Annotated in this window: 12 protein-coding genes and 1 pseudogene; 12 read left to right on the forward strand and 1 reads right to left on the reverse strand. The window is 71.4% G+C overall.

The window, feature by feature from the left end; genetic code table 11:
• The 12 genes from PHC73_RS05695 to PHC73_RS05750 all read left to right on the forward strand — a co-directional run.
• A partial coding sequence (locus tag PHC73_RS05695) for a FimV/HubP family polar landmark protein (protein WP_300125524.1) occupies window positions 1–185 on the forward strand: 185 nt, incomplete at its 5' end.
• A gap of 132 nt (window positions 186–317) precedes the next feature.
• Window positions 318–1,088: a tRNA pseudouridine(38-40) synthase TruA gene (gene truA / locus PHC73_RS05700; RefSeq protein WP_366949811.1), complete on the forward strand. Its 771-nt coding sequence runs from the start codon at window positions 318–320 to the stop codon at window positions 1,086–1,088.
• Window positions 1,089–1,092: 4 nt separating this feature from the next.
• Window positions 1,093–1,725 (forward strand): phosphoribosylanthranilate isomerase, encoded by a 633-nt coding sequence (locus PHC73_RS05705; RefSeq protein ID WP_300125529.1) that lies wholly within the window; start codon window positions 1,093–1,095, stop codon window positions 1,723–1,725.
• Complete coding sequence (gene trpB / locus PHC73_RS05710; RefSeq protein ID WP_300125532.1) at window positions 1,712–2,929, forward strand: tryptophan synthase subunit beta; 1,218 nt, start codon at window positions 1,712–1,714, stop codon at window positions 2,927–2,929. Before PHC73_RS05705 ends, trpB begins: the two co-directional genes overlap by 14 nt.
• On the forward strand, window positions 2,926–3,756 hold the full coding sequence (trpA, locus tag PHC73_RS05715; RefSeq protein WP_300125535.1) for a tryptophan synthase subunit alpha: 831 nt from the start codon (window positions 2,926–2,928) through the stop codon (window positions 3,754–3,756). Before trpB ends, trpA begins: the two co-directional genes overlap by 4 nt.
• Window positions 3,753–4,619 (forward strand): acetyl-CoA carboxylase, carboxyltransferase subunit beta, encoded by an 867-nt coding sequence (gene accD / locus PHC73_RS05720; protein ID WP_300125542.1) that lies wholly within the window; start codon window positions 3,753–3,755, stop codon window positions 4,617–4,619. Before trpA ends, accD begins: the two co-directional genes overlap by 4 nt.
• Window positions 4,616–5,917, forward strand: coding sequence for a bifunctional tetrahydrofolate synthase/dihydrofolate synthase (gene folC / locus PHC73_RS05725; protein WP_300125544.1), 1,302 nt, complete (start codon window positions 4,616–4,618; stop codon window positions 5,915–5,917). Before accD ends, folC begins: the two co-directional genes overlap by 4 nt.
• Window positions 5,918–5,950: 33 nt before the next feature.
• Window positions 5,951–6,778: an SPOR domain-containing protein gene (locus PHC73_RS05730; protein ID WP_300125546.1), complete on the forward strand. Its 828-nt coding sequence runs from the start codon at window positions 5,951–5,953 to the stop codon at window positions 6,776–6,778.
• 15 nt (window positions 6,779–6,793) lie between these two features.
• Entirely contained in the window at window positions 6,794–7,291 is a 498-nt protein-coding gene (locus PHC73_RS05735; protein WP_300125549.1) for a CvpA family protein, read from the forward strand.
• A gap of 13 nt (window positions 7,292–7,304) precedes the next feature.
• On the forward strand, window positions 7,305–8,810 hold the full coding sequence (purF, locus tag PHC73_RS05740) for an amidophosphoribosyltransferase (RefSeq protein WP_300125552.1): 1,506 nt from the start codon (window positions 7,305–7,307) through the stop codon (window positions 8,808–8,810).
• Window positions 8,788–10,305, forward strand: a complete 1,518-nt coding sequence (locus PHC73_RS05745) for a Sapep family Mn(2+)-dependent dipeptidase (protein WP_300125554.1) — start codon at window positions 8,788–8,790, stop codon at window positions 10,303–10,305. The genes purF and PHC73_RS05745 overlap by 23 nt, the downstream gene beginning before the upstream one ends.
• Before the next feature lie 12 nt (window positions 10,306–10,317).
• Window positions 10,318–11,643 carry an LLM class flavin-dependent oxidoreductase gene (locus PHC73_RS05750; RefSeq protein WP_300125557.1) on the forward strand — a complete coding sequence of 442 codons (1,326 nt, stop codon included), beginning with the start codon at window positions 10,318–10,320 and terminating at the stop codon, window positions 11,641–11,643.
• Between the two features lie 7 nt (window positions 11,644–11,650).
• Here PHC73_RS05750 and PHC73_RS05755 read toward each other — a convergent pair.
• Window positions 11,651–12,697: pseudogene (locus tag PHC73_RS05755) on the reverse strand (cyclohexanone monooxygenase); the annotation flags it as partial.

Raw genomic sequence — 12,697 nt, forward strand, 5'->3', positions numbered from 1 at the left:
CCAGTCAGCCGCCGGCCGACGACGGCTTCGGTGATCCGGTGGACACCCAGATCGACCTGCTCACCGCTTACGTCGGCATGGCCGATGGCGCCTCGGCGCGGCAGGTGTTCGCCGAGATTCAGCGCACCGGCACGCCGGAGCAGGTGGCCCAGGCGGCTGCCGTGCTGGCGCGCCTGGATGCCTGAGGCGATGCCGCAGCACGCTGCGCTGCCGCGATTCGCGGGAGCCCGTCCGGGCGTGTACCGGACGGGCGACACAAGAAATGCGCAGGACGCGCATTTCTTCACAAACCCTGAGGAGCGCACGCGGTTTTGCGGATTGCGTTGAGCGTCGAATACGACGGCAGCGCGTACTGCGGCTGGCAGCTGCAGGCGCACGGCCGGTCGGTGCAGGCGGTGCTGGAGCGGGCGCTGTCCGGTATCGCCGCCGAACCTGTCCGCGTCAGCGCCGCCGGGCGCACCGACGCCGGCGTGCACGCGCTGGGGCAGGTGGTGCATTTCGATACCAGGGCGGACCGCCCGCTGCGCGCCTGGTTGCGCGGCGCCAACACGCTGTTGCCGGCCGACGTGCGCATCGTCGGCGCGCAACCGGTGGCGGCCGATTTCCACGCCCGTTTCAGCGCCCTGTCGCGTGAGTACCGTTATCTGATCCTGAACCGCCCGCAGGCGCCGGCGGTCGGCCACGGGCGGGTCGCCTGGGAGCCGCGGCCGCTCGATGCCGATGCCATGCACGCGGCTGCGCAAAGCCTGCTGGGCGAGCGCGATTTCAGCGCTTTTCGCGCCGCCGGCTGCCAGTCGCGCTCGCCGTGGCGCAACCTGATGCGCCTCGACGTGCGCCGGCACGGACCGTGGCTGGTGATCGACGCCCGCGCCAACGCCTTCCTGCACCACATGGTGCGCAACCTGGTCGGCACGCTGCTGGCCATCGGCAGCGGCGAGCGGCCGGTCGGCTGGGCGGCCGAGGTGCTGGCCGGGCGCGATCGCACCCAGGCCGGGCGCACCGCGCCGGCGGCGGGGCTTTACCTTGCGGCGGTACATTACCCGCCCCAGTACGGCCTTGCGCCGCCGCCGCCGCTGTTGCCGATCTGAAGGCATGCCCACGCGCGTTAAAATCTGCGGCATCACCCGCCCCGAGGATGGTCTGGCCGCGGCCCGCGCCGGCGCCCACGCCATCGGTCTCGTGTTCCACCCGCAAAGCCCCCGCTGCGTCGGCGTGACCCAGGCGCAGGCCATCGTGGCCGCGCTGCCGCCGCTGGTGAGCGTGGTCGGACTGTTCGTGGATGCCGCACAGGAGCGGATCGCCGAGGTGCTGGCGCAGGTGCCGCTGGACTTGATCCAGTTCCACGGCGCCGAGCCCGCCGCCGACTGCCGTCGTTACGGCCGCCGGTATCTGAAGGCGCTGCACGTGCGCGATGGTGTGGACCTGCTGGCGCAGGCGGCCGAGTATGGTGACGCGGCGGGCTTGCTGCTGGATGCCTTCGTGCCCGGCGTGCCGGGCGGCAGCGGGCGCAGCTTCGACTGGGCCGCCGTGCCGGCCGGCCTGCCGCGGCCGCTGCTGCTGGCGGGCGGGCTCGACGCCGGCAACGTGGCGCAGGCGATCCGCCGCGTGCGGCCGTGGGCGGTGGATGTGAGCAGCGGGGTCGAGTCGGCGCCCGGCATCAAGGATGCGGCGCGTATGGGAGCTTTCATGCAGGCGGTGCGACAGGTGGATGATGAGCAGGGCTGAGATCGACGCCGACCAGGCGTTGCCGGACGCGCACGGCTATTTCGGCCGCTACGGCGGGCGTTTCGTGGCCGAAACGCTGATGAAGCCGCTGCAGGAGCTCGAGGCCGCCTACCGGCAGGCGCAGACCGACCCGGCTTTCCAGGCCGAGCTGGACCAGGACCTGCGCGACTACGTCGGCCGGCCGTCGGCGCTGTACCTGGCCGAGCGCTGGACGCGCGAGGCGGGCGGCGCACGGATTTACTTGAAGCGCGAGGATCTCAACCACACCGGCGCGCACAAGATCAACAACACCGTGGGGCAGATTTTGCTGGCGCGGCGCATGGGCAAGACGCGCGTCATCGCCGAGACCGGCGCCGGCCAGCACGGCGTGGCCACCGCCACGGTGGCGGCGCGCCTGGGCGTGGAGTGCGTCGTGTACATGGGCGCCGAGGACATCCAGCGCCAGACCGCCAACGTGTACCGCATGCGCCTTTTGGGCGCCGAGGTGCGGGCGGTGGAAAGCGGTTCGCGCACGCTGAAGGACGCGCTCAACGAAGCTCTGCGCGACTGGGTGGCCAACGTCGACAACACCTTCTACATCATCGGCACCGTGGCCGGGCCGCATCCGTACCCGCAGATGGTGCGTGACTTCCAGGCCGTCATCGGCCGCGAGACGCGCGCGCAGATGCTGGCGCGCACGGGCCGGCTGCCGGATGCGCTGGTGGCCTGCGTCGGCGGCGGCTCGAATGCAATCGGCATGTTCTACCCGTTCATCGGCGATGCCGAGGTGGCGCTGTATGGCGTCGAGGCGGCCGGTTACGGGCTTGCCACTGGCCGCCACGCGGCCTCCATCAGCGCCGGCAAACCCGGCGTGCTGCACGGCAACCGCACGTATCTCATCCAGGACGAGGACGGCCAGATCGGCAGCACGCATTCCATCTCGGCCGGGCTCGATTACCCCGGCGTCGGCCCCGAGCACGCCTGGCTGCACGACACCGGCCGCGCGCGCTACGTGACCGTCAGCGACGACGAGGCGCTGGCGGCCTTCCATCACCTGACGCGCACCGAGGGCATCATCCCGGCGCTCGAGTCCTCGCACGCGCTGGCCTACGCCGGCCGGCTGGCCGCCAGCATGCGGCCCGAGCAGAGCATCGTGGTGTGCCTGTCCGGGCGCGGCGACAAGGACATCCACACCGTGGCGACCATCGAGGGCCTGCGCGTATGAGCCGCCTCTCGACGCGATTCGCCGAGCTGCGCGCGGCGCGGCGGGCGGGCCTGGTGATCTTCGTCACGGCCGGCGACCCACACCCCGACCAGACCGTCGACCTCATGCACGCGCTGGTCGCGGCCGGCGCCGACGTGCTGGAGCTCGGCGTGCCGTTCTCGGACCCGATGGCCGACGGCCCGGTGATCCAGCGCGCCTCCGAGCGCGCGCTGGCGCAGGGCATGGACCTGCGCCGCGTGCTGGAGCAGGTGCGCGCGTTTCGGCAGACCGACACCACCACGCCGCTGGTGCTGATGGGGTACCTGAACCCCATCGAGCAGATGGGCGTCGAGCGCTTCGCGGCGGCTGCCGCGGCGGCCGGCGTGGATGGCGTGCTGACCGTCGATCTGCCGTTCGACGAGGAGCCCGAGCACGCGGCGGCGCTCAAGTCCGCCGGGCTCGACAGCATTTTCCTGCTGGCGCCGACCAGCGGCACCGAGCGCGCGCGCGCCGTCGCCGCGCAGGCCAGTGGGTTTCTGTATTACGTGTCGGTGCGTGGCGTGACCGGCGCCGGCAAGGTGGATCTCGCCGATGTCGAGGCGCAGGTGCGGGCGCTCAAAAAACACACCGCGCTGCCGGTCGGCGTCGGCTTTGGCGTGCGCACGCCGCAGGCGGCGGCGCAGATCGCCGGTTTTGCCGATGCCGTGGTGGTGGGCAGCGCGGTGATCGAACAAATCGAGGCCGCCACCGCCGCCGGCATTCAGGGCCCCGAGGCGTGGCGCGGCGCGGTGCAGACGGTGCGTGCCCTGCGCGCCGGCATCGAGGCGGCGGGAGGGACGACACGATGAATTGGCTGACCCGGCTGGTGCCGCAGCGCATCCGCACGCGCACCGGCACCGCGTCCAAGAAGGTGCCCGAGGGTCTGTGGGCCAAGTGCCCGGAGTGCAAGGCGGTGCTGTACCGCACCGAGCTCGAACACAACCTCGAGGTCTGTCCGCGCTGCGGCCATCACCTGCGCATCGGCGCGCGGGCGCGGCTGAACGCCTTTCTCGACCCCGAGCCGCGCACCGAAATCGGCGCCGAGCTCGAAGCGGTCGACGTGCACAAGTTCAAGGACACCAAGCGCTACCGCGACCGTCTGGCGGCCGCGCAGAAGGAAACCGGCGAGCGCGACGCGCTGGTGGTCATCGAAGGCGCGCTGATGGGCCACGGCGTGGTGGCGGCGGCGTTCGAGTTCCGCTTCATGGGCGGCTCCATGGGCTCGGTGGTGGGCGAGCGCTTCACGCGCGGCGTGCAGGCCTGCCTCGACCACCACCTGCCGCTGGTGTGTTTTTCGTCCTCCGGCGGCGCGCGCATGCAGGAGGGCCTGTTCTCGCTGCTGCAGATGGCCAAGACCTCCGCCATGCTGGCGCTGCTGGGCGAGGCCGGCCTGCCGTACATCTCGGTGCTGACCGACCCCACCACCGGCGGCGTGTCGGCGAGTCTTGCCATGCTGGGCGACGTCATCGTCGCCGAGCCGAACGCGCTGATCGGCTTCGCCGGGCCGCGGGTGATCGAGCAGACCGTGCGCGAGGTGCTGCCGCCGGGCTTCCAGCGCAGCGAGTTCTTGCTCAGCCACGGCGCCGTCGACCAGATCGTCGACCGTCGGCAGATGCGCGAGCACGTCGCGCGCCTGCTGGGCCTGCTGCAAGGGCGCACCGCCGCCGCGTGAGCGCCCGCTTCGACCGCCTCGCCGACTGGCTCGCCTGGCAGGAAACGGCGCACCCGGTCAAGATCGATCTCAGCCTGGGGCGGGTGCGCCACGTGCTCGCGGCGCTCGCGGCGCCGCTGGCCGGCGTGCCGGTCATCACCGTGGCCGGCACCAATGGCAAGGGCTCGACGGTGGCGTTCCTGGACGCCATCTACCGCGCCGCCGGCTACCGCACCGGCGTGTACACCTCGCCGCATTTGCTGCGCTACAACGAGCGCGTGCGCGTCGCCGGGCAGGACGCCGGCGATGACGCGCTGTGCGGCGCCTTCGAGCGCATCGATGCCGCCCGCGGCGAGGTGTCGCTCACCTATTTCGAATGGGGCACGCTGGCGGCGCTGGACCTGTTCGCCGCCGCCGGCTGTGAGGTGCTGATCCTGGAAGTCGGCCTCGGCGGGCGACTCGATGCCGTCAACGCGGTGGATGCCGACGTGGCGGTCATCACGTCGGTCGATCTCGACCATCAGCATTTTCTGGGCGACACGCGCGAGGCCATCGGCGCCGAGAAGGCCGCCATCGCGCGGCCCGGCCGGCCGCTGATCGTCACCGATCCCGTGCCGCCGGCGAGCGTGCCGGGCCACGCCGAGCGCATCGGCGCGCCGCTGTGGCGGTATGGCATCGACTACGCCGCCGCGGCGGCCGAGGCCGACACCTGGCTGTGGACCTGCGCCGACGATCGCCTGCGACTGCCGCGGCCCGAATTGGCCGGCGCCGCGCAGCTGCGCAACGCCGCCAGCGCCGTGCTGGCAGCGCGATTGCTGCGCGCGCGCCTGCCGGTGGCCGACGCCGCGCTGGCGCAGGGCGTGCGGCAGGCACACATTCCCGCGCGCTTCGAGCGCCGCGGCCGCCATCCCGAGTGGCTGCTCGACGTCGCCCACAACCCCGAGGCGGCGCGCAATCTCGCCGCCAATCTGCGCGCGCAGCCGCTGCCGGGGCGCACGCTGGCCGTGCTCGGCATGCTGGCCGACAAGGACGTGGCAGGCGTGATCGCCCCGCTCGCCGACCTGATCGACGCCTGGCACGTGGCTGGTCTGGACGGCCCGCGCGGAGCCGACGCGCAGCAGCTGGCCGGGCAACTCGCCGCCGTCGGCGTGGCGGCGGTGCGCGTGCATGCGGATGTCGCCGCCGCCTGTCGGGCGGCGCGGCAGGCGGCCGATGCCGCCGACGTCGGGCGGGTGCTGGTGTTCGGCTCCTTCCATACCGTCGAGCAGGCGCTGTGCAGCGGCGTGCTGCCGGCGGTCGGTGACGGCGCAACGCTATAATCCACCGTTGCTGCCGACTTTTCCGGAGCGTCGATGGAACAGGCCAGGCTGAAATACCGGATCGTGGGTGGTGTCGTGCTGCTGGCATTGGCGGCCATCCTGGTGCCGGTGCTCAACGACGTGCGCAAGCCGCTGCCGCAGGGGCCGCAGGCCATCGACATCCCACACGAGCCGGCCGACGGCATGGCCGCCCGGCTGACGGCCGAGCAGCAGGCGCCGCAGGACGTCCCCGAACCCCTGCCGCCGCCGCAAGCCGCCGAAGACGCTCAGTCCGCCTCAGCTATCGACGAGCCGGTCGCATCCGCCGCCACGCCTGCCGCGCCCCTCGCAGCGGCGCCGGTAGCCACGCCCGAACCGACCAAGCCAGTCGCCAAGGCGCCGCCGGCTGTCAAGCCGGCGGCCGTCACCGCCTCGGCGGCCAAGGCCGAGCCCGTGAAATCCGCGCCAACCAAGCCGGCAGTAACCGCCCCGGCTGCCACGGCGACGCCCAAGCCGGCGACCGTCACCGCTCCGGCGGCCAAGGCCGAGCCCGTCAAGCCCGCGCCGGCCAAGCCGGTGGTGACCGCTGCGGCCAGTGCGTCGGCGACCGCCAAGCCGTCGTCCGCCGCGGCGCCGACGCCGGTGCAGCAAGCCTGGGTGGTGCAGCTTGGTGTGTACGGCAACCTCAAGACCGCCATCGACCTGCGCGAGCAGTTGCGCCGGGCCGGCTATAGCGCCTTCACCGAGGAGGTGAGCACGCCACAGGGCAAGGCGCTGCGCGTGCGGGTGGGGCCGGAGCTCGACCGTGCCGCGGCGCAGGCGCTGCTTGCCCGCCTGCAGCGGGAGACCGGCCACCAAGGCATGGTCATGAGCTATCCCTAAGCCAAGGCCGTTGTCGTGAACCTGGTCGACGTGGTGTTCGTGCTGGTGGTGGCGGTGTCGCTGCTGGTGGGCATCTGGCGCGGGTTGCTGCGCGAGTTGCTGTCGCTGCTGTCCTGGCTGGCCGCCGCCTATCTCGCGTGGCGATTCCATCCGGTGCTGATGGGGCCGCTCGCGGGCGTCATCGCGAGCGCCGGGGCGCGCCAGGCGGCGGCGGTGCTGTTGATGTTCATCGGCGCGGTGGTGGCGTTGGCGCTGTTGTCGCATTTGCTGGTGGGGCTGCTCAACAGCAGCCCACTGCGCGGCACCGACCGCGTGCTCGGCGGCCTGTTCGGGGTGCTGCGCGGGCTGGTGCTGGTCGCCGCCACGGTGTTGTTGGTGGAGGCCACGCCGCTGCAAAAATCGCTTTGGTGGCAGGGCTCCACCCTGGTGCCGCAGGCGCGGGTGTCGGCCCAGTGGCTGCGCACCGCGATCGACTGGGGTTTGGAGCAGGTTGGGGCGCCGCAGGCGGGTTAGCGAGGTAAGGCACATGTGCGGAATCATTGGCATCGTGGCGCAGGCGCCGGTCAATCAGGCGATATACGACGGTCTGACCGTGCTGCAGCACCGTGGGCAGGATGCCGCCGGCATGGTCACCGCCGACAACGGCCGCCTTTTCATGCGCAAGGACAACGGCATGGTGCGCGACGTGTTCGGCCAGCAGCACATGGAGCGCCTGCGCGGCAACATGGGCATCGGCCACGTGCGCTACCCGACCGCCGGCAGTTCGGCCTCGGCCGAGGCGCAGCCGTTCTACGTCAATTCCCCCTACGGCATCACGCTGGCCCACAACGGCAACCTCACCAACACCGAGGCGCTGCGCCAGGCGCTGACCGAGGACGAGCTGCGGCACCTGAACACCGATTCCGACTCCGAGGTGCTGTTGAACGTGTTCGCCGGCGAGCTGCAGCGCATCGGCCGCGTCCGGGTGACGCACGAGGACGTGTTCGCCGCCGTGCGCGCGGTGCACCGGCGCTGCCGCGGCGCCTACGCGGTGGTGGCGATGATCACCGACTACGGCGTGGTCGGGTTCCGCGATCCGTACGGCATCCGCCCGCTGGTGATCGGCGTGCGCGAGAACCTGCTCGGCAACGAGTACATCCTGGCTTCCGAGAGCGTGGCGGTGGCGAGTCTCGGCTTTCGCGTGCTGCGCGACGTGGCGCCCGGCGAGGCGGTGATCATCGATCGCGCCGGCGTGCTGCACGCTCGCCAGTGCGCCGACGCGCCGCAGCTGACGCCGTGCCTGTTCGAGCTGGTCTACTTCGCGCGGCCGGATTCCATCCTGGACGGCATCTCGGTGCACAAGTGCCGCATGCGCATGGGCGAGAAGCTGGCGCACAAGCTGCAGCGGGTGTGGCCGGATCACGACATCGACGTGGTGATCCCGATTCCCGACACCAGTCGCACCGCCGCCATGCAGATGGCCGCCGAGCTCGGCGTCAAGTACCGCGAAGGCTTCATCAAGAACCGCTACATCCCGCGCACCTTCATCATGCCCGGCCAGGGCGAGCGCAAGCGTTCGGTGCGCCAGAAGCTGAACCCGATCGAGCTCGAGTTCGCCGGCAAGAACGTGCTGCTGGTGGACGATTCGATCGTGCGCGGCACCACCTCGCAGCAGATCGTGCAGCTGGCGCGCGAGGCCGGCGCGCGCAAGGTGTATTTCGCCTCGGCGGCGCCGCCGGTGCGCTACCCCAACGTCTACGGCATCGACATCCCGAACCCGCAGGAGCTGATCGCGCACGGCCGCAGCGAGCAGGAGGTGTGCGAGCTGATCGGCGCCGACTGGCTGATCTACCAGGACCTCGACGACCTGAAGGACGCCGCGCGCGAGGGCAACCCGGCCATCCGCGACTTCGATGCGTCCTGTTTCGATGGGCTGTACGTGACCGGCGACGTGGACGCGCCGTATCTGGAACACATCGGCCAGGCGCGCAGCGACGGCGCCAAGCAGGCGCGTGCGGCGACGGCCCGCGATGAGCTGCAAATCGTGGTGTAAGTCGGCACTGGCCGCCGCGCTGCTGCTGCTCGCGGCGGCGCCGGCCTGGGCACTCGACCGGGCCGCCATCGACGCCGCCGTGGCGGCGCGTCTGGCGGACGCGGTGGCCGATCTGCGAGCCTGGGTGCGTATCCCCTCCATCACCGCCGAAGGCGATCCGCACCGCGCCGACAAGACGGCGCTGCTGCGGGCTGTCGTGGCGCGTGCCAAGGCGCTCGGCCTGCCGGCGCGCCTGCTGCCGGGCGAACAGGTGGCGGTGGTGGAGCTCGGCCGCGGCGGTCACGCGCTCGGCATCCTGGTGCACGCCGACGTGGTGCCGGCCGGCGATGCCGCGCGCTGGACGCATGCGCCGTTCGGCGGCGAGCTCGCCGACGGCGCCGTGTGGGGGCGTGGCAGCCAGGACGACAAGGGCCCGCTGGTGGCCAGTCTGTACGCCATGGCGGCGCTGAACGATGCCGGCCTGCCGCTGACGCGGCCGGTGCGTCTGATCGTCGGCAGCAGCGAAGAGAACATGGACTGGCGCGATCTCGACGCCGTGCGGCAGGCGGGTCTGGTGCCGGCCGAAGGCTGGACGGCGGATGCGGCGTTTCCGGTCATTTACGCCGAAAAGAGCTACCTCGACGTCGCGCTGCTGTTCGACGGGCCGGCCGATCCGGCGCTGCGCGCCTTCACGGGCGGCACCGCTGTCAACGCCGTGCCGGAGTCTGCCGCCGCCTCGTTGGCCGGCGATCCCAAGGCGTTGGGTGCTGCGCTGCAGGCGGCGATTGCCGCCTACGACGGCGGCCCGCAGCCGGCGACGTTCACCGTCACCCGCAACCCCGGCGGGGTGGCTATCACCGCCCGCGGCAAAGCCGCCCACGGCGCCCGGCCGCAGGCCGGCATCAATGCGGTGACGCACCTGGCGCGTCTGCTGTACGGCGCGCGCACCGCGCTCGGCATCGATGCCGCCTCGGCGCCGGGGCGCACCGTCGCCTTCATCGCCGAGCGCCTGGGGATCGAAACCGACGGCGCGACGCTCGGCCTGCGCCACACCGCCCCGGGGTTCGAGCCCTCCACGGTGAATCTCGGGTTGCTGGTGCCGGTGGGCAGCGGCCTGCGCGCCCAGCTCAACGTGCGCGTGCCGCCGGGGCTCGATCTGGCCGCCCAGCAGGCGCGGCTGACCGAGGCGCTGCTGCCCTACCAGGGCCGCCTCGCGGTGGTGGAAGGCAAAGAGGCGCTGTGGGTCGATCCCGACAGTCCGCTGGTGCGCACGCTGCTCGGCATCTACCGGCAGTTCACCGGTGACCAGGCCGAACCGCTCGCCATTGGCGGCACCACCTACGCCAAGGCGTTTCCAAACTTCGTCGCTTTCGGCATGGGCTTTCCCGGCGGGCCAATGCTGGCGCACGCCGAAAACGAACACCTGCGCGTCGACGACCTGCGCCGCGGCATGAGCATTTATCTGGCCGCGCTGGCGCAGCTCGCCGCCGGCGTGCCGGTGGCGCCTTCACCCTGACGGAGCACGATCATGAGCGAACCGCGTCAGCTGCACCTGGGCGCCTTCATGCGCCCGATCAGCATCCACACCGCCGCCTGGCGCTATCCCGGCGGCACGCCGGACGGCAACTTCAACTGGCCGCTCATCAAGCGCCTCACGCAGAAGCTCGAACACGGCAAGTTCGACGCCTTTTTCATGGCCGATCATCTGGCCGTGCCGAACATGCCGATGGAGGCGCTCAAGCGCAGCGCCACGGTCACGTCCTTTGCGCCGATGACGCTGCTGCCGGCGCTGGCCGCCGTGACCGAGCGCATTGGCCTCATCGCCACCATGTCCACCACCTACAACGCGCCCTACCACGTGGCGCGGCTGTTCGCGTCGCTGGATCACCTCAGCGGCGGGCGGGCGGCCTGGAACATCGTCACCTCCACCAACCCCAACGAGGCGGCCAACTTCGGCGTGCCGGAGCTCGAGCACGACCTGCGCTACCGGCGCGCGCGCGAGTTCTACGAGGTGGTGACGGGCCTTTGGGACAGCTGGGCGGACGATGCCTTCATCCGCGACGTGGACAGCGGCATTTACTTCGATCCCGAAAAAATGCACGTGCTGGACTTCCACGGCGAGTTCTTCGACTGCCGCGGGCCGCTCAACGTGGCCCGGCCGGTGCAGGGCTGGCCGGTGATCGTGCAGGCCGGCCAGTCCGAGGCCGGCCGGCAGCTGGCCGCCGAGACCGCCGAGATGGTGTTCTCGGGCGTGAGCGAATTGCCCCAGGCGCAGCGCGTGTACGCGGACATCAAGGGCCGCGCCAAGGCTGCCGGGCGCAACCCGGAGCACCTGGTCATCATGCCGGGCGCGTTCGTGGTGGTGGGCGACAGCGCCGCCGAGGCGCGCGCCAAAAAGGCCAAACTCGACAGCCTGGTGCATCCGGCCAGCGGCATCGGCACGCTGTCGGTGCAGCTCGGTTTCGACGTGTCGAAGCTGGACCTCGACGGCCCGCTGCCGGACGAGCTGCCGCCCAGCAACGCCAGCCACACCTCGCGCCAGAAGCTGATCGACATGGCACGGCGCGACAAGCTGACCGTGCGCCAGCTCGCCCAGTACGTGGGCGGCGCCTTCGGCACGCTGGAGATGATCGGCACGCCGGCCATGATTGCCGACCAGATGCAGGAATGGCTGGAGGCACGCGCCTGCGACGGCTTCAACGTGATGTTCCCCTACGTGCCGGGCGGGCTCGACGAGTTCGTCGACCAGGTGGTGCCGGAGCTGCAGCGGCGCGGCCTGTTCCGGCGCGACTACGAAGGCACCACGCTGCGCGAGCACATGGGCCTGCCGCGGCCGAAGAACCGGTTTTTCTGACCTCGGTTTACCGGCCGGCCGTGGGTTCGAGTTCGAAGCCGGCATAACCGGCCGCCGCCACCTCGTGCAACCGCCGGAAATAGCCCGGCGCGTCCAGGTGCACCGGGAACTGGCGGTGCTTGCCCGGGATGTTGGCGCCGGTGTACCAGGACTCGGTGCGCGGAAACAGCGTCTGGTCGGCGATCGCGGCCACCGTGCGGCCCCAGTCGGCCTCGACGCCGGGTGCGGGCTCGATGGCGCCCATGCCGGCGCGGCGAAGATCTGCGATGCAGTCGCGTATCCACTCGGCCTGCCGCTCGGCGCCGAGCGGCATGTTGTAGAGCACCGACGGCGATTCCGGGCCGTGGATCATGAACAGGTTCGGAAAGCCGCGCACGGCAAGGCCCAGATAGGTGCTGAAACGCCCGGCCCAGGTGTCGGCGAGCGACCGGCCGCCGCGGCCGCGCGGATTCAGGCGCAGCAGCGCGCCGGTGATGGCGTCGAAGCCGGTCGCCAGCACCAGCATGTCGAGCGGGTGCTCGCCGCGTTCGGTGCGCACGCCTTGCGGGGTGATCTCGACGATCGGGTCCTCGCGCAGGTCGATCAGCGTGACGTTGTCGCGGTTGTAGGTCTCGAAGTAGCCCTCGTCCAGGATCAGGCGCTTGGTGCCGATGGGGTAGCTCGGCAGCAGGCGGCGGGCGATGGCCGGGTCGCGCACGGTCTGCCGAATCTTGTCCCGCACGAACTCGCACAGCGTCTCGTTGGCCGCGGCGTTGGTCATCAGGTCGCCGTAGGTGCCGAACGCGATGCTGAGCCCGCCGCGCTGCCAGTGTTGCTCGTAGGCGGCAGTGCGCTGCTCGGGCGTATCGTCGAGCGCCGAGCGCGTGGGCGACGGAAACGGCGTGCCGGCGAGTGTTTCCAGCATCACGGCGCGCAGCTGCGGCCACTGCGCGCGGGTCCGGCGCTTGAACTCCTCGTCGAGTGGCCGGTTGCGAGCCGGGATGGCGTACTGCGGCGTGCGCTGGAACACCGACAGATGCGCCGCCTCGCGGGCGATGACCGGGATGGCCTGCAC

The organism is Immundisolibacter sp. (assembly GCF_028696615.1).
Lineage (GTDB): Bacteria > Pseudomonadota > Gammaproteobacteria > Immundisolibacterales > Immundisolibacteraceae > Immundisolibacter.

Coding starts and splice junctions, on each gene's coding strand:
- accD (WP_300125542.1), top strand. CDS start 3,753: ATGAATTGGCTGACCCGGCTGGTGCCGCAGCGCATCCGCACGCGCACC.
- PHC73_RS05750 (WP_300125557.1), top strand. CDS start 10,318: ATGAGCGAACCGCGTCAGCTGCACCTGGGCGCCTTCATGCGCCCGATC.
- PHC73_RS05730 (WP_300125546.1), top strand. CDS start 5,951: ATGGAACAGGCCAGGCTGAAATACCGGATCGTGGGTGGTGTCGTGCTG.
- trpA (WP_300125535.1), top strand. CDS start 2,926: ATGAGCCGCCTCTCGACGCGATTCGCCGAGCTGCGCGCGGCGCGGCGG.
- trpB (WP_300125532.1), top strand. CDS start 1,712: ATGAGCAGGGCTGAGATCGACGCCGACCAGGCGTTGCCGGACGCGCAC.
- purF (WP_300125552.1), top strand. CDS start 7,305: ATGTGCGGAATCATTGGCATCGTGGCGCAGGCGCCGGTCAATCAGGCG.
- PHC73_RS05745 (WP_300125554.1), top strand. CDS start 8,788: ATGAGCTGCAAATCGTGGTGTAAGTCGGCACTGGCCGCCGCGCTGCTG.
- PHC73_RS05705 (WP_300125529.1), top strand. CDS start 1,093: ATGCCCACGCGCGTTAAAATCTGCGGCATCACCCGCCCCGAGGATGGT.